Raw genomic sequence first — 19,646 nt, forward strand, 5'->3', positions numbered from 1 at the left:
GTCTGCCCCGGCGTCGTTCGGTGGAGGGGTTTTCCACAGCTTGGCGCTCCCCCTGTGCCGGGCCATGGCATCTACCTAGGCTCATTTCTAGAGGGAATCGACCCTGAAGGAGGAACGCACATGCCACGCTGCACACTGCTGTTCGTGATTGAAGGTGAACTTCTGCGGGAGTCCATCCGGGCCAGCTGCGAACTGGCCGATGAATATCAACGACTCATGCCTCAGGTGATGGAGGTATCCAAGTCCGAGATTTTTGCTGTCGGTGAAGCCCCACGAATCCAACGACGCATGCGGCTTCCCCATCCGCTGGACGACTGCTCCTCGGCTGCCACGAGCGCCGGCCCGATCCACGCCCTCTGGTCTCCTGCCGGGTGGTGGACCCCTGGCGATTGTCCCCCGGCTCCCCCGGATTCCAATGGTGCGACCGCGTGGCAATGGGCCCACTATGGGACCGTCATGAAAGCCAGTCGGGATGCACATCTCATCCTGTGGGATCTGTACATCAGGCACGTCGGCAACGAGCTGGCCGCCTGAAGCTCGTCACTTGACCTATCTCTGCGCGGGCCGGTTCCGGACATGAGAAAACCCCGGACTCGTGAGTCCGGGGTTTTCAGCGGTCCGCGCTGGGACCGTGGGTGGCAGATACTGGATTCGAACCAGTGAAAGCGATGCTAGCTGATTTACAGTCAGCCCCCTTTGGCCACTCGGGAAATCTGCCCGAAGTTCCGTAATGGAACGAGTAGAAACTTTACCGAAATTCCTGCCAAGAATCGAATCGGCTTTCCAACCGGGCTCCGGCGACGTGCTGAAGCCTGGCTCCCGGCGCCTTGATGGGGTGCCCCAGTGCGCCCCTGCCGATAGGCTGGAGGCCAATGCAGGAAATCAACTTGAGGAGGACTTGTGGCCAGTGAATCCACATTCGATGTCGTGAGCAAGGTCGACAGCCAGGAAGTTTCGAACGCGATGAACCAGGCCCAAAAGGAGATCTCGCAGCGCTATGACTTCAAGGGCGTCGGAGCCGAACTCGACTTCAGCGGCGACAACATCTTGTTGAAAGCCAGTTCAGAAGAACGTGTCAAGGCAGTGTTGGACGTCTTCCAGTCCAAACTGGTCAAGCGAAAGATCTCATTGAAGTCCTTGGACGCGGGCGAACCTTACGCCTCGGGCAAGGAGTACCGGATCGAGGCCTCCATCAAGGAGGGGATCGCCCAGGACGTCGCGAAGAAGATCAATAAGCAGATCCGTGACGAAGCACCCAAGGGCGTGAAGTCCACCATCCAGGGCGACGAGCTGCGGGTCTCTTCAAAGTCCCGCGATGATCTGCAGGCGACGATGGAGATGCTGCGCAAATTCGAGGATGTTGACTTGCAGTTCGTGAACTTCCGCTAGCTCTTCACCTCACGCACGCTGCGGGGCCGCCGTCCTGCTGGATGGCGGCCCCGCAGCATCTGGGCTTCAGGTTTAACGAGAGATCAGTTGATGGCCCCGGCCGTTAGTTGTCCGTCTCCGGTGGGGAGGTCAACGTCAAGGTTTCGCCGTCCGGACGCGGGATTTCAATGCCGCCCAAGTCATCGGCGGTCTCAGTACCCATGGCGAGCGTGATCGAGTGATCAACGTTGTCCATGATTTCCACGGGTGGCCGGAGGTCCTGATGGTTTCCGGGGATCGCCAGAATGGTCTTTTTCACTTGTGGCATCTCCATGTCCGGTGGGAGCAGGTGGGCCACCAGACCATCAGAGCCCTCGCCCTGATCCACGCGTACTGAGAGCCCCTGTTGCTGGACCTCCGGAATCGTGCTGCATTGGATTCCGGGGCTTCCGTAATCCACCGGGGTAGCATCCCCGTGGCCCGGGGTCGCCCAGGCGATGAAGCAGAGGTTGTCCTCCGAGTCGGTGGCTATAAATTGTGCGGTATACGACGAACTACCCAGCCAGCGAACACTGTCGCGGTTGATGTTTCCGAGGTCGGCCTTTGCGGGCAGCTGATCATCCTCACCCGGTGTGCGTTTCAGGGCGGGGTAGAGCTCTTCCGCTTGGGGTGGGGGCGTCTGCTGCGCTGTTTCGGTTGCCGGTCCAGAGGAATTACTTCCCTGGACTTCGCTCGAGCTGGCTGGCGCGGATTCGGGTTCTGAAATACAGGCGCTGCTACCGACGAGAACAGCTCCCACCGACAATGTGCTGATGATGAGTCTTGCGTGTTTCACAATCATCGTCTCCTGAGCGTTGTCGCGGACCTACCGTCGTCTCCGTAGGACCGCACCGTGCGTTAATTGCCGTCGTTTTCCAATGATTCAACACACTGAGTCTAGGAAGTTACTGCCGCCACTTCAATGATGCATTACTACGGAATACCAGTGACAGTTTTTGCTCCTGCCTACGAGTGTTTGCGTTATATGGCGCACCGTCGGGTGCTGTCAGGAGCAGCGGCGCGGCTATGGGACAGAAGCAACGGATCAATCTCGCGTGCACCCACTCGCGAGAGACCTCCGGCCACTCATGAAACCTGGCTTCGACGCGATTTTACGTCGCTGACTTGAACAGGCCTTCGCCCAGGTAGCCATCCGGGTCGGTCACCCCTGGGGGAACGGCAAAGAGACCTGACCCCGTGTGTTTCAGATACTCAACCAGTAGATCGTTCTTGGCCATGGCCATTTGCATCGGCACGTAGTGGGTACGCGGATCCACCACGTAGGCAATGAAGAACAGACCAGCGTCGAGCCGCCCCAGACCATCGGAGCCGTCCGTGTAGTTGAATCCGCGGCGCAGCATCCTCACACCCCCGTTCCGGCTCGGATGGGCCAGGGCGACATGTGAGTCCCCCGCAATCAATGGACCTGCGGAACCCTTCATATCGAAGTCGGGTTCGTCGAACTCGGCGCCGCCCGAAAGGGGTGCACCTTCTCGTTTGGTCCGTCCGATGTCCAGTTCTTGTTCGCGCAACGATGTGCGGTCCCAGGTTTCAATGTGCATCCGGATCCGGCGAGCCACCATATAGGTCCCGGCATTCATCCACGCTTGTCCGCCCGTGGCCCCTGAGACCCACACGTGGTCGGCCACGGCCTGGGTTTCCTGCGATTTGACGTTCGCGGTCCCATCTTTGAAGCCGAAGAGGTTTCGTGCGGTGACCTGGTCGGTCGAGGTGGAGGACGTGCGTCCGAAGCCGATTTGGCTCCACCGCACACGAGCACGACCGAAGCCGATCCGCGCCAGGTTGCGGACGGCGTGGACGGCGATTTGCGGATCGTCGGCGCAGGCCTGGACCACCAGATCACCATCACTACGGTGTTCTTCCAGCGCGTCACCGGGAAAGTGCGGTAGCTCGATCAGCGCCTCGGGCATCCGATCGCCCAACCCGAAACGGTCCTTCCCTCCGTGGGTGAAGAGGCTGCGTCCAAAGCCGATGGTCACGGTGAGGTGGCTCGCGGGAAGATCCAACGCTTCGCCGGTGTCCTCCGGTGGAGCGTCATAGGCGCCCCCCGTGGCCCCCTTTGGGCCCCCGACCGGCTGGCCAGCGGTCATCGATTCGATCGCGGCCGTCCAATCCTTCAGCAGCGAGATCAGCTCGTCTCGGTCAGCTGTCGTGACGTCGAAGGCGGCCGTATGCATCCGGTCCTGTGCTTCGGTCTCGATTCCCGCCTGGTGCTCCCCCCTGAAAGGAACGACGTCTTGTTGTGCTTTCGGAGTGGAAACACGTTCCACGGCGGCGGCCCCCGTGGCACCTGCTGCAGCACCGACCACGCCGCCGATGCCTGCGGCTGCGAACAAGGTCCGGCGTCGTAGACCACGGGCCGGCGGCCCCTGCTCCTGGACCGTTGCCTCTTCGAGGTGTTCTTCCTCCACGGCTGCTACTTCACCACCGCGGCGGTGAGCCGGGATAATGGTTCCGCCAAGGCGTCGACGCCAGCGGCGAGTTCCTGGGTCTGGGTTTCGGTCAATTCGTCGAAGTACACGAACCCGTCTCCACGTTTGTACTGGTCCAGGAGCTTCTGCAGCGCGGTGAAGTTCTTTTCGAGGCTGGCATCGAGCTTCGCGTCGTCCTGGTCGAGCAACGGTTTGAGATCCTCGTAGGCGATGCGGGCCCCGTCGACGTTGGCTTGGAAGTCCCAAAGATCCGTGTGAGACCAGATCTCCTCTTCACCGGTGACCTTCCCCGTGGCCACCTCGTCAAGGAGTTCCTTGGCCCCGTTGGCCAGCGCATCCGCAGTGAACTCGACTTCCAGGGTGCGGGCCTGTAGCTCCTCGGTATCGGCGACCATCTGGTCGGCGATCTTCTGGCGTTGGGCGGAACTCATGTCCTGATAGTCGCCCTTCGGCGGCCACAGGTCCTTCTCCGCCCGGTGCCAACCGGTCCACTCCTGCCCCGGCTCCAGATCGGCTTCTCGGGCGTCAAGGATCGGGTCCAGGTCGCCGAATGATTCGGCCACCGGCTCGATGCGTTCCCAGTGCATACGCGTCGATGCGTAGAGCTTCTTGGCCTGTTCCGTGTCACCTTCCGCGAAGGCCCGGGCGAACTTTTTGGTACCTGACAGCAGCTGGTCGGTCTGATCCTTGACGTAGGCGCTGTACTGCGTGGTGGCGGTCTCCTGCAAGGCAGCCCGGTCGGCGCTGATCTCCTCGCCCTCGGGCACCGGTCCCACAGCAAAATCCGCCCGGATGCCGTCGCCGACCATGCCTGGTTTGCAAGCAGTAGCGTAATTTCCTTCCGGAGCCACCACCACCAAGTCCCGGCTCAGACCGGGCCCGATATTCTCCACCTCTCCAATAATGCGCAGACCGTCTTCTGCCAGCAGATAAAATTCGGTGACCTGGGATCCTTCGTTTTTTACCGAGAATTTAAGCGTTCCCCCGGGCACGCTTTCGGCGCTCACCTCGCAGGTGTCATCGGTGCTGGTCACCGCAATGGTGCCGTCCTCGCCACCGGCTGCGGTCGCATTGTTATCGGTGCAACCGGCCAGAGTGAGCGCGGCTACCGCTAGGGCGGCGATAGCGGGGAGGGTGCGGTTGGAGGTCATGGGGATCCTTGTAGGGTCGAGGCGAATTCGCGGAGGCGACGTAAATTTAGGCGTTTGAACCGACGGCGGTATCGGCCGATGAACTCGTCCGGGCCTTCGGGCTCCCGCGGCGCAGGCCCCGGAAGTAGAAGTAGAAAACGGGGACGACATAAGCTGTCCATGCGGTCGCCTCAAGCCAGGTGGTGGCCGGGGAGAAATTGAAGACCCCCTTGAGTACGGTGCCGTACCAACTCGAGGGCGGGATGATGTGGGAGACGTCGAAGGCCAGGCGATGCAGCCCCGGTAGGATGCCGGCTTCCTGCAGATCGTGGATGCCATAGGCCAGGACACCTGCAGCAACGATGATCAACGCCGCGCCGGTCCAGCTGAAGAACTTGGCGAAGTTGATCTTGACGGCACCGCGGTGGATCAAGGCGCCCAGGACGACGGCGACGGCGAGGCCAAGCCCTGCACCGGCGATGGGTTCCCACGTCTCGCCGGTGGCGCGGGCTGCAGCCCAGATGAACAGGGCAGTTTCCAAGCCCTCCCGGCCAACGGCCAAGGCGGCAACGAGGACGAGCACCCAGGCCTTCCCATCGGCCGCGCCGTCTACTTTATGGCGCAGGTCGGTGGCCATGGACCGTGAGGTCCGGGCCATCCAGAAGATCATCCACGTGACGAACCCGACGGCGACCAGGGAGAGGGTCCCGCCGATGGCCTCTTGCGCTTCGAAGGTCAGGCCGCGCGGGCCGAAAGTCAGCAGCGCCCCGAAGGCCAGCGATACGGCTACCGCGACGCCGACACCTGCCATAATCCGCGGTACCAGATGGGTCCGCCCGGTCTTGCCCAAGTAGGCCAAAAGGAGCACGACGATCAGAACGGCTTCGAGCCCTTCCCGCAGGCCGATCAGAAAATTCGCGATCATTATGGTGCTTCCGGATGGGCGTCAAAGTGTCTAGGTAAGCCTTACCTATGCCCATGACGATACGCAACCCTTGCCCAATGACCAAACGGGCGTTCCAGGGTCAAGGACCTGCCAACGCCCACCCGCCGTTGACGTCAGTGATCCATCCGGCTATTCCAGCGGGCGACCTGCCATCTTTTCCAGCCGGGCAATCCTGTCGGCCATGGGCGGGTGCGTAGCAAAGAGCTTCTTCGCGCCACCGAGGAAAGGATTGGCGATCATGAGGTGGGAAGTGTTGACCAGGTTCTGCTCCTCGGGCAACGGGGCCCGCTGGACTCCCGTTTCAAGCTTTCGCAACGCAGAAGCCAGGGCCAGCGGATCGTTGGTCAACGTGGCACCGTCTTCGTCGGCGTCGTATTCACGGGTCCGACTGATCGCCATCTGGATCAGCGCCGCTGCCAGCGGGGCCAGCAACGCTGTCGCGATCATGGCCAGTGGGTTGGCATTGCGGCGGTCACCTCCGCCGAAGAAGAGCATGAATTGGGCCACGGAGGTCACGACCCCGGCGACCGCGGCCGCCACCGAAGAGGTCAGGATGTCCCGGTTGTAGACGTGCATGAGCTCATGCCCCAGCACTCCGCGCAGTTCACGTTCGTCCAGCAGGTTCAGGATGCCCTCGGTGCAGCAGACGGCCGCGTTTTGCGGGTTCCGACCGGTGGCGAACGCATTCGGGGCCGCCGTCGGGGAGACGAACAACCGCGGCATCGGCTGGCCGGCACTAATGGAGAGCTGGTTGACGATTCGGTACATCGCCGGCTGCTCCTGCTCGGTCACCGGATAGGCCTGCATGGAGCGGATGGCGATCTTATCGCTATTCCAATACCCATAGGCCGTGGTCCCCAGCCCGATGAGGGCGAAGATCCAAATGAACGACGAGCGGCCCGTCCCGGAGGCGATCAGCGATCCGATGACCAACAGCAGGGCGAACATGCCGCCAAGCAGGGCGGCCGTCTTGAGACCGTTGAAATGGTTGTGCACCGGGTTCCACTCCTTGATAGTGCTTCTGACCATCGAGATGACGGCCGGGTTACTGGTTAACGGCCCGCTTTCCCCCGGTGTTCCGGATGAGCCGCGGATCACACCGCGGGAGAGCCGGAGTAGCGGGCACACCGACCCTTGATCCTATGACACCCTCCGGGGCATCACACAGCCCCCTTGATCAATGGCGGTCGACTTAGCGTGCCCTATCTTGACTTCATCAAAATAGGGAGTTGAATAGGGGTATGGATCACACGGAGCAGCTACACGAATTGGGACTGCGCGTGACACGCCAGCGCCTGGCCGTGCTGCGCTTCTTGGAAACGAATCCGCACTCCTCCGCCGACACGGTGGCTTCCGGGGTGCGTGAGGAGTTACCCGAGGTGTCCATGCAGTCCGTCTATAACGTGCTGAACGACCTCACGGCGCTGGGGATGTTGCGGCGGTTTACTCCGCCCGGCTCCGCGGCCCTGCACGAGACGCGCGTGGACGACAACCACCACCATGCGGTGTGCATGGCCTGTGGACGGATCGAGGATGTCGAGTGCGCGGTGGGCCACGCCCCCTGCCTCTCTCCCTCCGATACGCATGGCATGAACATCCAGATCGCTGACGTGGTCTATCAGGGGGTATGCGCTTCCTGCAGGGAATCTGCGCAGGCCACCGAAGTTGCCGGTTCCGGGGCTCCGGTTCCGGAGAACGTCGCCTGAGACCGCCCAGCCATCGACCAGAAACCATCACCTGAAGGAGAACCTCTTGTCTGAGAACTTCACCACCACACAAAGCGGTGCCCCCGTCCCCAGCGACGCGCATTCGCTGACCACCGGCGCCAATGGCGTCACCGCCTTGCATGACCGTTACCTGGTCGAGAAGCTGGCCTCGTTCAACCGCGAACGTGTCCCGGAGCGCAACCCGCACGCCAAGGGTGGCGGCGCTTTCGGCGAACTGACCATCACCGAGGACGTCTCGAAGTACACTCGTGCCGCGGTTTTCCAGCCCGGTGCGAAGTCCGAGACCCTGGCCCGCTTCTCCTCCGTGGCCGGCGAGCAGGGCTCCCCCGACACCTGGCGTGACGTACGTGGATTCGCACTGCGTTTCTACACCACCGAAGGCAACTACGACATCGTCGGCAACAACACCCCGGTGTTCTTCATCCGCGATGGCATCAAGTTCCCGGACTTCATTCACTCGCAGAAGCGCCTGAACGGCTCAGCCCTGCGTGATGCCGACATGCAGTGGGATTTCTGGACCCTCTCCCCCGAGTCCGCACACCAGGTCACCTACCTCATGGGCGACCGCGGCCTGCCGACTTCCTGGCGTGAGATGAACGGCTACGGTTCACACACCTACCAGTGGATCAACGCCGAAGGCGAGCGCTTCTGGGTGCAGTACCACTTCCAGTCCCGCCAGGGCGTCCACAACATGAACAACGAGGAGGCAGAGAAGCTCGCGGGCTCCGACGCCGACTTCTACCGCCGCGACCTGTACGACAACATCGAGGCCGGAAACTTCCCGACCTGGGACGTGTTCGTGCAGATCATGCCGTACGAAGACGCCAAGACCTACCGCTTCAACCCCTTCGACATCACCAAGGTGTGGCCGCACGCCGACTACCCGCTGGTGAAGGTCGGCCACTTTACGCTGAATCGCAACCCGCAGAACTTCTTCGCCGAGATCGAGCAGGCCGCCTTCTCACCGTCGAACATGGTTCCGGGCACCGATATCAGCCCCGATAAGATGCTGATGGCCCGCGTCTTCTCCTACCCGGATGCCCAGCGCAACCGCATCGGAACGAACTACAACCAGTTGCCGGTCAACCAGCCGCACGCTGCCCACGTGAACACGTACATGCACGAAGGCAACATGCAGTACCACTTCAACGACGCGACGACCCGCCCCTACACCCCGAACTCGTACGGTGGAGCGGCAGCCGAGCCGGAGCGTGCCGGCGAAGGCAGCTGGGAAACCGACGGCACGCTCGTTCGTGCCGCGCAGACCCTGCGGAGCGAAGACAGCGACTTCGGCCAGGCCGGAACGCTGTACCGTGACGTTTTCAGCGCCGAGTCCAAGGAGCGCTTCCACGACAACCTACTCGGCCAGGTCGCAGGAATCACCCGTGACGACATCCGTGAGCGCTTCTTCCAGTACTGGACGAACGTGGACGAGAACCTCGGTCAGATTCTGCGCGATGGCTACGCAGCAGGCAATCAGGGCACGACCGATGGCGCGTCGGAGCAGTCCGGCAAGGCCTAAGCACCCCGCCACCGGTACCCATCGGTGACCCGCAGAAAAGCCCGGGATCCCTTCAAGGGGATCCCGGGCTTTTCTCGTGGCCTCGCGGAACTACTGTTGCTGGGAGATGCGCACCATCTCGTCGCGCTCCACCACTTTGACCCGCTCGCGGGACACGGGCCCGCGGCTGGTTTCCACCGTGCCTGCCGCCTCGCCCAGCGCATGCTCATGGGCGTCCAGCGCGACCCAACCCTCCCAGGTCGTATAAGCGACTTCGCGTTCCGCGAGTAGTTCGATGATCGCCTGCTCATCGGGGTGTATCGCGGCGGGCAGTTCGAGCCGATCCTCGAGCAGGTTACCAATGGTTTCCAGGGCATCACCCTTGGTGCTTCCGATCAGGCCCACCGGCCCCCGCTTGATCCACCCGGTGGCATACAGTCCCGAAATCTTCTCCCCGTCATCGTGCAGGACACGGCCGCCCTCGTTCGGAATCACGCCACGGTTCGGGTCGAATCCGACCTCCGCGAGTTCCGAGCCGAAGTAGCCGATGGCCCGGTAGACGGCCTGGACGTCGTAGTCCACGATGTCCCCGGTCCCGCGCACGTTACCGGTGCCATCGAGTTCCTGGCGTTCGAATCGGATGCCTTCGACGGCCCCGTTGTTCCCGGTGATCTCCACCGGGGCGTGCAGGAAGTGCAGGTGCAGTCGCCGCGAGGCAGGGGTCCGGGTACCGGCCTCCTCGGCCTCTTCACGGTCTTCCTGCTCGATGAGCCAGTTGGTGAGGGTGTTGACCATGGTCTTGGCCTGGTTGTTGGTTTTGATCGTCTCATCGGAGGCGGCATCGAATTCGAAGTCCTCCGGGTAGAGGACGATGTCCACGTCCTTCGAATGCGAGAGTTCGCGCAACTCCAACGGGGTGAACTTCACCTGGGCGGGGCCGCGACGGCCAAAGATATGGACATCGGTCACCGGGGAGGCCGCCAGGCCCGCATGGACGTTATCCGGGATCTCGGTGACCAGCAGGTCCTCGGGATGTTTGGAGAGCATCCGGGCGACGTCCAGGGCGACGTTCCCGTTGCCGATGACCGCGATCTGCCGCGCGTTCAGGGGCCAGGTGCGCGGGACGTCGGGGTGCCCGTCGTACCAGGAGACGAAGTCCGCGGCCCCGTAGGCGCCGTCGAGTTCCATGCCGGGGATGTTCAGGTCGGCGTCCTGGATGGCCCCGGTGGCGAAGATGACTGCGTCGTACATGTCTCGAATATCGGCCAGAGTGATGTCTTGGCCATAGTTGACGTTTCCCAGGAAGCGGATGTCCCCGCGGTCCAGGACCTTATGTAGCGCCTTGACGATGCCCTTGATCCGTGGATGGTCCGGCGCGACACCGTAGCGGATCAACCCGTAGGGGGTCGGGTACCTGTCGAAGAGGTCGATGCTGACCTCGAACTCTCGTTCGGCCTTGGTCAGGATGTCCGCAGCGTAGACGCCAGCCGGGCCGGCGCCGATGATGGCGACTCGCAGCGGACGATCAGCAGCAGGGTTGGACACTGTTTTTCCTTTCGGCGGTACTCCTGGGATGTGTCACTCCGGAGAGGAATTAACACACAGCCACCTAGTCTAATTGCACTCACGCCGCCCCGCGTATTTGTGTGGGAGCGCACACACTCATGGGGCGGGTGACCGACCGGCCACCCGCCCCATGACGGACCTCAACCGCAGCGTGATAAACCGCGATCCTTGAGCAATTAGCTCCAGATGCCTTGGACCTTCCCGCTGGCGTCCTTGGCGGTCACGGAGTTTTCTCCCAAAAGCTTCCGCGCCCGATGTACGAGCTGGAGAGTTTCATTGGCGGCATCGATCCAATCCTTTTCGACGCTGGAGTAGGCATCTCCCGAGTTGCTGTCCTCCCAGTTGTCCTTGACGAATTTCGTCTGGGATTCGCGGTCGCCGATGATGCTTTCAATACGTCCGGCAATGCGGATGATGTCGCCTTCGGCGCGCGAGGCGGCGTCGCTGTCAAACTGAATGAGGTCGTCTGCCATGTTCAAATCCTTTGCTGTGGGTCCGTGCCGGACCGGTATATCGGGCTAGTGAGGCGATACCGCCCCGTCAGCAGCGCCCCGAGGCACTGCGAAGCACTGGCTACTGCTAGAAGCGGAAGTTCGAGGTTTTGGCTCCGGACGCCTGGTTTTCGGCTTCCTTGCCGCCGGCTTCGAAGTCGTCATCCATCTGGACGTAATGCTTGGCACTCTCCGCCTGGCCCTGCGAGATGCCCGAGAGGGCCTTGACGAGGTCCTGCTGGACCCGCTGGGACTCGGCCATGAAGTTCTCGTAGGAGACCGCACCGTTGCCCTTGAAGGTGGTCTTCAGATCTTCGACTCCATCGACCAGTTCCTCGACCAACCGCACCAGCTCATCACCTGAACCGCTGGCCTCCTCAGCCGCCTTGCCGATGGCATTGACATCCATCTTTCCCTTAAAGCTCATATCCCTGTTACCTTTCCTCGATGCGGGGCGGACCCTCGCTGTCCGTGCCTTGCTTGCTACCAGCTAACGGCACGGCGATAAACAGGGTCAAGCGTCCTGCATGGGGAGAACTACCCATGCTCCCGGTTTTCTGCCATTTTTCATCCATTCACCTGACATGATGGACTCACACCAACACATCGTTAGATCGAGAGGGAACCGTGGCGACTGAATTCGACAACCAACTCATCGAGTCGGTCGCCGTCCGTCGCAACCGGGTTACCGATGCGCTTCTCTATGGTGAGAATCCGACCGAGCGCCGCTGGAAGGCGACGACTAAGCAGTTCCTGTTCAGCCTCGTCGCCGCGGCACTGATCACTGCCATCTGCATCGGGGTCTCCTTCGTCTCAAACATGCTCGCAACCCGGGCCGCGGAAAAGAAGCAACGGCAGGATCAGATGCAGAGCTCTGCCATCCTTTTCTTGGCGCCTAACCAGTCAGCCTGGCCCTCGCCCAGCCCGAGCCCCGGAAGGATGGGGAACTAGCCCGTCATGGCCCAGCCCTACACACGCGTGACCCTCGTGGGAGAACGCCGCAATGCCGACCTCTTGCTGCCCGCCACCGAATCCGTGGGAACACTGATGCCACAGATCCTGGACCTGCTCGGAGACAGCCCGGGCGACTCCGTCGCCACCAAGGTTCTCCTGACCGCCACCGGGGAGCCCATCCCCTCGCGGGAAACGTTGACCCAAGCGCAGGTCGTCGACGGTGCTCGCCTCACGCTCGTCAGCAACAGTGAAGCCCCACCACCTGCCGTCGTCTATGACATCTCCGATACCGTCGTCGAGCAATCCCGGGAAGTGCGGGGTTCATGGGACCGCACCCATCTGGTGACCGCATCGGGGATCTTCGCCGCGTTGGGGCTCTGGCTCGCCCTGGATATCTTGCTGGGAAGGTACCTGCCTGAGGCCCGTTGGTGGATCCTGCTCGCTGTGGGGGCCGGGCTCCTGGCATTGGGCGCTTCGGTATCTGCTGCGTCCCGGCCCGTCTCCTCTGCCCTGATGGGCGCGGGCTGGGGTGCGGGCATGATTGGCCTGCTTCATTGGTCCGCTACCCCCTCGTTGCGACTGTTATTGGCCGCTGCGGGCACCGCCGCTTTCGTCGCCTGCTTGGCGACGGTGCTCAAACATCCACGAGCCGTCCTGTTGGGCGCCGGTGTTCTGGGGACGCTGACCGGCATCTGGGCCGTGGCCCTGCCCTTGGCCCGTTGGGCATCGGCCAGTACCGATACCGACCTCGAGGTCGGCGTCGGCGCCATCGCGGCAATTTGTTCCATCCTCATCATGGGTCTGCTGCCGGCCTTGGCACTGTCACTGTCGGGTTTGTCCACCCTCGACGACCAGCGGGCCAAAGGCACCTCCATCTGGCGCCGAGATGCCATCACCGCCATCCGCTCGGCCCATGCCGGACTCACCCTGGCCACCGTGGCCGCTGCCATCTCCGCTGCCGTCGGGATGTGGTTGGTCGCCACGGATGATCGGCATCCCGTGTGGACACTTCCCCTACTCCTGGCTCTCGCATTGGCAACCCTGCTGCGCTCCCGGGCCTTCCCTCTGGCTCTGGAACGCTACGCGCTCTATGCCGCCACGGGCATCGGGGTCCTGGCCGGCGCAGGGGCACTGACTCGGTTGAACGAAGACACCGTGTGGATCGTCGGGCTGTCCATCCTGGTGCTGGCCGTCGTGATCGGCCTGGGCTTGGCGGTGGATCTGCCAGACCATATCGAGGCACGAATCCGGCAGATCTGCGAACGACTCGAAACCCTGGCCATACTCGCCACGATCCCCCTGCTCATCGGCTACTTCGGCGTCTACGCCCAAATGCTGGACACGTTCTAGCACGGAGGACCTTCCATGACCGCATCTCAGCATCCCGGCCACCCGGCGGGCGAGCAACAACTCGACCCATGGGGGCAGCCACTCAATGATCCCTGGGCACCCACGCCGGATAGCCGACGGGGTGGCTCCGGAGGGGTTCCCGGCCCCTCCACACGGCGGGCCCGGCCCTCCTCCGATACGTTGGGCGCACCGTTGGAGAACGACCGCCGCCGGCTATCCGGTGTCCGGGCCACCGGCGGATCCCTCCGGCGCATCCTCGGGATGTTGTTCGGTGGCAAACACCGCGCGACGGAAATTAGTCAATTCGCTGCCGGCGTGCAGGCCCCGGTCACCACCGGTCGACGGATCGCCGTGGTCTCGACGCGTGGCGGTGCAGGAAAAACGACGGCCGCCGCGCTCCTGGCCCGCACGTTCTCTGCCCTACGGACCGACAGCGTCTGCGTTCTGGACCTCGACCCGGGCCATGGAAGTCTCGCCCTGCGCCTAGGGATCGATGATGCCCTCGCACTAGACTCCATCGTCCCAGAACTCACCAACGGCGCCCAGCCCGGCGCCGCGCATCTGGCCGAGTTGCTTGCCCCGGCCGCCGACGGGCTTTACGCAACGGGGCCACGCTCAGGCTCACCGCAGCGGACTGCGGCTCCGCTGCTACGGGAAGCCGCGTCCACTGTCTCCCGGTATTTCCCCATCACGTTGCTTGACTGCCCCACCGGTCTGGAAGCTCCCGAAACCCAGGCCGCACTGGCTGACTGCCACGGGGCCCTCTTCGTGGTCCCGGCGACGCTCTCGGGCCTCGATGACGCTCTCACTGCCTTGTCCAGGTGGCGGATGAACCCGCTCCTCGCGCCAGTGCCCCTGACGGTGCTGGTGATGCAGCAGGACCATTCATCGGCGCTGCAAGCCCTCGACCAAGCGGGCCGGCTCTCCCGGCTCGGTTTCGATGCCCACGCCATCGGCTACGACCGGCATCTAGCCGCCGGTGCACGAGTCACGCTGCCATTGATGCTTCCGGCTCATCGGGAGGCAGGCACCGTCCTGGCCGCCCGTAACCTCGAACTGGCCAACGGGGTCCAGTAGCCGATGGCTCAGCGAATCATTCACCGCCCCGCGCGGACCTCGACACCGTTGCGTATTTTCCGTCCCTTCCTTCTTGACGGGCCCCCACCGGTCGAGGGCGAAGCCCCCGGTCTGAACTTGATGTCTATCGTGCCCATGCTCGGCGGCGCGGTATCCATGACGGCCATGATGATGTTCCGCAACTCCCCCTTCGCGGCCATCGGAGCCATGATGATGATCGTGACCGTGGTGATCGCCATCTTCATGATGTTCTCCAACCGAGGTAAGGCCGTGCGGACCCGCACCCAACTGCGCGAGAACTACATGCGCTACTTGGAACGTTCCCGCGTGAAAATGCGTGCCGACGAGATCGAGGCGCTCGGGGTGGCCCGGCAAAGTGCCCCGCCACCCGAGGCTTTATTCGATATCGTGCGCACGCCCATGCGGCTCTGGGAGCGTCGCCGCGGGAACGAGGACTTCCTGGACGTTCGGCTCGGCTCAGGGGCCCGCCCTTGCCGGGATATCACGGTCAGCGAGGTTTCCGGCGCCACCCAGCAGACCGATTCCTTCATGGCCGCCGAAGCAGAAATCCTCAAACGCCGTTTTTCGACCAGTCCCGATATGCCGGTGACGGTTCCCCTCGATTCGGTGGGGAACGTCAGCATCATCGGCGACCGCGAATTCGTCACCTCCACCACCCGGAACCTCCTGATTTCGGCCAGCGCGTTCCATTCCCCCGAAGATTTGGGTCTGGGCATCAGCACCCCCGAACATTTGAGGGACGACTGGCAGTGGGCCACGTGGTTGCCGCATCTGGCGGATCAAAGCCGAAGTTCGGGGGTGGAGTTGGAACGCCGGATCGCCCCCGACCTTGCGTCGTTGGCCGACGTCATGAATACCGATCTGCAACGCCGGGCCAAGATCGCCGTGGAAGCAAAAAAAGTGAATAGTCGGGCGGGGCAGGCCCTGGCACGACTCGTCGTGGTCTCGGATACCCATGGAACACAGGCACAAGAGCTCCCCTTGGCCGACCGGTTCCTCTCCCCCGGAGACCTCGGCCTCACGGTCCTGCACTTGGTGCACGATCGCAGCGAGGAACCCAGCGACATCACCATCAGGATCACCCAGACCGGCGAGGGATTCCAGGTCCAGGACTACCGCTCGGACTCGGTACATCCCGAAGTTTCCTTCGGGTCCTTGGACCCGCTATCCGTCGCAACAGCCGATGCGTTGGCCCATGAACTGTCCCCGCTGCGGCTTTCAGCCGATTCCTTGGAACATGGCGGTTCCGGACAAGGCGCCGAGAGCTATTTGGGGATGCTCGGCCTCAGCTCGAATCTGGACCGTGCCGATATAGAACGCACCTGGAAACCGCGTGGCGACGCCGAGTTCCTTCGGATCCCCCTGGGACCAGACGACGCTGGCCGTCCCACGGTCCTAGATTTGAAGGAGTCCGCCCAGTTCGGCATGGGCCCACACGGGTTGTGTGTCGGGGCTACGGGTTCGGGAAAATCGGAGATGCTGCGTTCACTCGTCTTCGGATTGCTGGCCACTCACTCCCCCGACGTTCTGGCAATGGTCCTCGTGGACTTCAAAGGCGGTGCCACCTTCGCCCCCTTCGAGGGCGCTCCACAGGTCACGGGCATCATCACCAACCTCTCGGACGACCTTTCCCTGATCGAGCGCGTCTACGCCAGCCTCAACGGGGAAATTTTGCGTCGCCAGGAAGTCCTCAAGGCTGCGGGAAACATTGCCAACATCACCGACTACCAAGTTCACCGCAATGAGCGACTAGCCCGTGGCGAAGACATGGCACCCTTGCCGCATCTGGTGGTGATCATCGACGAGTTCGGTGAGCTGCTCACCGCCCGCCCGGATTTTATCGATCTGTTTCTGTCCATCGGGCGCATCGGCCGGTCTATCGGCGTCCACCTTCTGTTGAGCAGCCAGCGCGTTGAATCGGGAAAGCTCAAGGGGCTGGAAACCTATCTGTCCTACCGATTGGGCCTGCGCACACTGTCCGAATCAGAATCGCGCACGGTGTTGGACAGCCCCGATGCCTTCCATTTGCCCCCGGTCCCCGGATACGGCTTCCTCAAGGTCGACACCACGGTCTATACGAGATTCAAGGCCGGCTACGTTTCCGGCCCGGTCGAGGACGTCAGGCAAGATGAGGCAGACGAGATGGCCCCTGCCGAGGTCGCCGATGTGCTCACGGTCCCCCGCTATGCGGGGGAGGAACCGGAAGGGGAAACGAGCACCACCCAGAAGAAGGACGGAGCAGCCAAACGCACCACCGGCCCCACCGTGATGTCCACGCTGATGGACACGTTGCGTTCGTTCCCGCGCTCGGTCCAAGAAATCTGGTTGCCTCCGCTGCCCGCCGCCATCTCCTTGGATGCCGCAGCTGGCGGCGTCCATCCGGGCAAACATGGCCTTCAACTGGGTTCAGGAGGCGGGTTGCGCGTACCGATCGGTCTGCTCGACGACCCGGCCAAACAGTGGCAGGGTCTCTGGCATATCGATTTCACCTCAGGCGGCGGGAACCTGATGATCACCGGTGGCCCCCAGTCGGGGCGCAGCACGTTATTGAGGACCGTCGTGGCCTCCATGGCGTTGACTCACTCTCCCCATGAAGTCGGCATCTACTGCATCGACCTGCTCGGCTCCGCACTGCTACCCCTTGGCGGGCTGCCCCACGTCGGCGGCACGGCCATCCGTACCAACCGCGAAGTCGTCCGCCGCACCGTGGAGGAACTGGTAGGCATGCTCCTGGTCCGTGAACGAGTCTTCGAACACCACCAGATCGATTCCCTCACGACCATGCGCCGCATGCATGCCGATGGTCGGCTCCCCGAACTACCCAGCGCCGACATCTTCTTGGTGATCGACGGCTATGGGCAGATCGCCGACGACTTCGAAGAGATCCAGGAGAACGTCTTCGCGTTGATCATGCGCGGTGGAGGCTACGGCATCCATGTCGTGACCACCCTGAACCGCAATGCGGAACTTCGCATGGCGCAGCAGGGCTTCTTCGGCAACAAAATCGAGACCGCCCTCGCCGAACCGTCAGACTCGCAGATCGACCGGAAGGTTGCCCCCGGTGTCAATCCTGAGGCCCCCGGACGGGCGTTGTCGGACCGCAAGTTGATCGGCCATGTGGCGCTGCCCCGGATCGACGGAGTCGATGATCCCGAGGACCTCTCCGACGGCCTGAAAGACCTCGTGGCCCAAGTGGCCGAACACACCACCGAAACCGCCATGCAGGTCCGTGTTCTCCCGGCCAGCGTCGGCTGGGAACAGGCGCCCCCAACACCGGGCCAGGGACAGTTCCCACTGGGCCTGCGCGAAGTCGACCTCGGCAACCACGTCTTGGATCTGCAGTCCAAGGACCGGCACCTGATCATGCTCGGTGACGAAGAATCCGGCAAATCCAACATTCTGCGCAATGTCATCGCCACGCTGGTTGATCAGCACACCCCGGATGACCTGCTCTTCGGTGTCTACGATCCCCGCAAGGGACTCGACGACGTCGTACCCGACGACTATCTGGGTGGCTACGCCGGCAGCGCCATCGTCGGGGAACAGCTTTCCGCGGCTTTGGCAGCCGAGTTGGAGCTACGCAGCACGGGAGGTGACGATGACAACAAGCCCAGCAAGGCGAAACTGGTCGTCATCGCCGATGATTACGACGTGCTGACGGCCAGCGGTTCCTCCCCCTTGTCACGCCTCACCAAATACCTGCCCATGGCCGACGAACTTGATCTTCACGTCATTTTGACCCGCAAGGTCCGCAGCGCCAGCCGAGGCATGTATGAATCATTCTTTTCCACACTGCGCGACGCCGGAACGGCTGCACTGATCATGAGCGGGGACCGTTCCGAGGGCGGATTGATCAACAACATTCGTGCCCGGCCCCTGCCCCCGGGCCGCGGGCAGCTAGTCCAGACCGGGCGTCCGGTACAGACGGTACAGACCTACCTGAACCCCGACACGGAATAGTGTCGGAATGTGGAATAGGCCGGGGGCACCCCGGGTTGCCAAGAGTATGCCCCACGAAAGTACCTCCGAAGCCCCTGCACGCCCGGGGATGACCGGCACGACGACACGGCCGAGCCGTGCCGGGTTGGGCCAGGGGCTTGGCGCTTACGCGCTGTGGGGCCTGATGCCGCTGTACTTCATGACGATCGCGATCGCCTCCCCCACGGAGATCGTCGCCAACCGGATCGTGTTCAGTCTGGTCTTCTGTCTGCTGCTCATCACCTTCACCCGCAGTTGGAATGACCTGCGCGTGCTTTTGCACGACCGCCCGGCCCTGCGACGGCTCGCGCTCGCCGCGGTGCTGATCACGGCGAACTGGGTGACCTACGCTTTTGCCGTGCTCAACGGGCACGCGGTGGAGGCGTCACTGGGCTACTTCATCAACCCGTTGGTCTCCGCCGGCCTGGGAGTGGTCTTCCTGAAGGAACGGCTGACCCGGCTGCAATGGACGGCCCTGGGTTTCGGACTCGCTGCGGTACTGGTGCTGACCTTCGCCTACGGTTCGGTGCCGGTGATTGCGTTGACCCTGGCCTTCTCCTTCGGTCTGTACGGGTTCGTGAAGAATCGTGTGGGGCGCACCGCCACGGCCGTGACCAGCCTGACCGTCGAGACTGCCTTTCTGACGGTTCCTGCCATGGTGTACTTGGGATGGCTGATGTCCCGGGATGAGTCGACGGTGCTCAGTAACGGTCCGGGACACTTCTGGCTCATGGCGGCGAGCGGCATCGTCACCGCGGTACCCTTGCTGCTCTTTGGCGGCGCGGCCCGCAGACTGCCGTTGAGCACCTTGGGAACCCTGCAATTCTTGAACCCGGTGATGCAGTTCATCATTGCCGTGGCGATCTTCGGAGAGGCCATGCCTCCTGTACGGCTCGCCGGTTTCGCCCTCGTCTGGGTGGCCATCATCCTGGTGGCTGTCGACATGCTGCGCCGGCCAGGTCCTCCCCGGATGGCGCGCCGCTCAGCAACTGCCGCCGCGATTAAGCACGACGGCGCCGGACCAGCCAACGGCTGATCCGGCGCC

The 19,646-nt window shown here is 62.9% G+C and carries 17 protein-coding genes and 1 tRNA gene; 9 read left to right on the forward strand and 9 right to left on the reverse strand.

The features are described from left to right. Positions 1-120: 120 nt before the first annotated feature. Positions 121-534 (forward strand): hypothetical protein, encoded by a 414-nt coding sequence (locus tag AC3ZI9_RS12880; RefSeq protein ID WP_086999054.1) that lies wholly within the window; start codon positions 121-123, stop codon positions 532-534. A 102-nt stretch (positions 535-636) separates the two neighbouring features. Here AC3ZI9_RS12880 and AC3ZI9_RS12885 read toward each other — a convergent pair. Next, a tRNA-Tyr gene (locus tag AC3ZI9_RS12885) sits at positions 637-718 on the reverse strand. Positions 719-900: 182 nt separating this feature from the next. Here AC3ZI9_RS12885 and AC3ZI9_RS12890 point away from each other — a divergent pair. Further along, positions 901-1,389, forward strand: a complete 489-nt coding sequence (locus AC3ZI9_RS12890) for a YajQ family cyclic di-GMP-binding protein (RefSeq protein ID WP_086999056.1) — start codon at positions 901-903, stop codon at positions 1,387-1,389. A 103-nt stretch (positions 1,390-1,492) separates the two neighbouring features. On the opposite strand, the gene AC3ZI9_RS12895 is transcribed toward AC3ZI9_RS12890, so the two are convergent. The 5 genes from AC3ZI9_RS12895 to htpX all read right to left on the reverse strand — a co-directional run bounded on the left by AC3ZI9_RS12895 (position 1,493) and on the right by htpX (position 6,932). Then, the gene (locus AC3ZI9_RS12895; RefSeq protein ID WP_086999059.1) at positions 1,493-2,209 is read right to left on the reverse strand and encodes a hypothetical protein; all 717 of its coding nucleotides are present in this window, start codon (positions 2,207-2,209) and stop codon (positions 1,493-1,495) included. A gap of 310 nt (positions 2,210-2,519) precedes the next feature. Then, entirely contained in the window at positions 2,520-3,839 is a 1,320-nt protein-coding gene (gene efeB, locus AC3ZI9_RS12900; protein WP_198962395.1) for an iron uptake transporter deferrochelatase/peroxidase subunit, read from the reverse strand. Between the two features lie 5 nt (positions 3,840-3,844). After that, positions 3,845-5,011, reverse strand: coding sequence for an iron uptake system protein EfeO (gene efeO / locus AC3ZI9_RS12905; RefSeq protein WP_441380320.1), 1,167 nt, complete (start codon positions 5,009-5,011; stop codon positions 3,845-3,847). A 46-nt stretch (positions 5,012-5,057) separates the two neighbouring features. Beyond that, a complete protein-coding gene (gene efeU, locus AC3ZI9_RS12910) occupies positions 5,058-5,915 on the reverse strand; it encodes an iron uptake transporter permease EfeU (RefSeq protein WP_086999065.1) in 858 nt (285 codons plus the stop codon). A 150-nt stretch (positions 5,916-6,065) separates the two neighbouring features. Further along, entirely contained in the window at positions 6,066-6,932 is an 867-nt protein-coding gene (htpX, locus tag AC3ZI9_RS12915; protein WP_086999068.1) for a zinc metalloprotease HtpX, read from the reverse strand. A gap of 284 nt (positions 6,933-7,216) precedes the next feature. Here htpX and AC3ZI9_RS12920 point away from each other — a divergent pair, with 284 nt between their 5' ends. Further along, positions 7,217-7,642, forward strand: coding sequence for a Fur family transcriptional regulator (locus AC3ZI9_RS12920; RefSeq protein ID WP_489923662.1), 426 nt, complete (start codon positions 7,217-7,219; stop codon positions 7,640-7,642). 46 nt (positions 7,643-7,688) lie between these two features. After that, positions 7,689-9,185, forward strand: coding sequence for a catalase (locus tag AC3ZI9_RS12925; RefSeq protein WP_443346927.1), 1,497 nt, complete (start codon positions 7,689-7,691; stop codon positions 9,183-9,185). Between the two features lie 90 nt (positions 9,186-9,275). On the opposite strand, the gene AC3ZI9_RS12930 is transcribed toward AC3ZI9_RS12925, so the two are convergent. The 3 genes from AC3ZI9_RS12930 to AC3ZI9_RS12940 all read right to left on the reverse strand — a co-directional run bounded on the left by AC3ZI9_RS12930 (position 9,276) and on the right by AC3ZI9_RS12940 (position 11,648). Then, a complete protein-coding gene (locus tag AC3ZI9_RS12930) occupies positions 9,276-10,709 on the reverse strand; it encodes an FAD-dependent oxidoreductase (protein ID WP_096223389.1) in 1,434 nt (477 codons plus the stop codon). Between the two features lie 197 nt (positions 10,710-10,906). Further along, positions 10,907-11,203, reverse strand: coding sequence for a hypothetical protein (locus tag AC3ZI9_RS12935; RefSeq protein ID WP_087000854.1), 297 nt, complete (start codon positions 11,201-11,203; stop codon positions 10,907-10,909). 106 nt (positions 11,204-11,309) lie between these two features. Further along, a complete protein-coding gene (locus AC3ZI9_RS12940; RefSeq protein ID WP_087000852.1) occupies positions 11,310-11,648 on the reverse strand; it encodes a WXG100 family type VII secretion target in 339 nt (112 codons plus the stop codon). A gap of 200 nt (positions 11,649-11,848) precedes the next feature. On the opposite strand from AC3ZI9_RS12940, the gene AC3ZI9_RS12945 reads away from it, so the two are divergent. From AC3ZI9_RS12945 to rarD, 5 genes are all read left to right on the forward strand, one after another. Beyond that, positions 11,849-12,172: a hypothetical protein gene (locus AC3ZI9_RS12945; protein WP_087000850.1), complete on the forward strand. Its 324-nt coding sequence runs from the start codon at positions 11,849-11,851 to the stop codon at positions 12,170-12,172. Positions 12,173-12,178: 6 nt separating this feature from the next. After that, entirely contained in the window at positions 12,179-13,525 is a 1,347-nt protein-coding gene (gene eccD / locus AC3ZI9_RS12950; RefSeq protein ID WP_443409567.1) for a type VII secretion integral membrane protein EccD, read from the forward strand. A 15-nt stretch (positions 13,526-13,540) separates the two neighbouring features. Further along, positions 13,541-14,602, forward strand: a complete 1,062-nt coding sequence (locus AC3ZI9_RS12955) for a nucleotide-binding protein (RefSeq protein WP_441379752.1) — start codon at positions 13,541-13,543, stop codon at positions 14,600-14,602. A gap of 120 nt (positions 14,603-14,722) precedes the next feature. Further along, entirely contained in the window at positions 14,723-18,583 is a 3,861-nt protein-coding gene (gene eccCa, locus AC3ZI9_RS12960; RefSeq protein WP_489923663.1) for a type VII secretion protein EccCa, read from the forward strand. Positions 18,584-18,629: 46 nt separating this feature from the next. Beyond that, a complete protein-coding gene (rarD, locus tag AC3ZI9_RS12965) occupies positions 18,630-19,637 on the forward strand; it encodes an EamA family transporter RarD (RefSeq protein WP_489923664.1) in 1,008 nt (335 codons plus the stop codon). The last annotated feature ends 9 nt before the right edge of the window (positions 19,638-19,646 follow it).

It is taken from the genome of Arthrobacter sp. AOP36-F1-5 (assembly GCF_058137995.1).

Coding starts and splice junctions, on each gene's coding strand:
- eccD (WP_443409567.1), top strand. CDS start 12,179: ATGGCCCAGCCCTACACACGCGTGACCCTCGTGGGAGAACGCCGCAAT.
- efeU (WP_086999065.1), bottom strand. CDS start 5,915: ATGATCGCGAATTTTCTGATCGGCCTGCGGGAAGGGCTCGAAGCCGTT.
- rarD (WP_489923664.1), top strand. CDS start 18,630: ATGCCCCACGAAAGTACCTCCGAAGCCCCTGCACGCCCGGGGATGACC.
- AC3ZI9_RS12955 (WP_441379752.1), top strand. CDS start 13,541: ATGACCGCATCTCAGCATCCCGGCCACCCGGCGGGCGAGCAACAACTC.
- AC3ZI9_RS12940 (WP_087000852.1), bottom strand. CDS start 11,648: ATGAGCTTTAAGGGAAAGATGGATGTCAATGCCATCGGCAAGGCGGCT.
- AC3ZI9_RS12895 (WP_086999059.1), bottom strand. CDS start 2,209: ATGATTGTGAAACACGCAAGACTCATCATCAGCACATTGTCGGTGGGA.
- efeO (WP_441380320.1), bottom strand. CDS start 5,011: ATGACCTCCAACCGCACCCTCCCCGCTATCGCCGCCCTAGCGGTAGCC.
- eccCa (WP_489923663.1), top strand. CDS start 14,723: ATGTCTATCGTGCCCATGCTCGGCGGCGCGGTATCCATGACGGCCATG.
- AC3ZI9_RS12935 (WP_087000854.1), bottom strand. CDS start 11,203: ATGGCAGACGACCTCATTCAGTTTGACAGCGACGCCGCCTCGCGCGCC.
- AC3ZI9_RS12880 (WP_086999054.1), top strand. CDS start 121: ATGCCACGCTGCACACTGCTGTTCGTGATTGAAGGTGAACTTCTGCGG.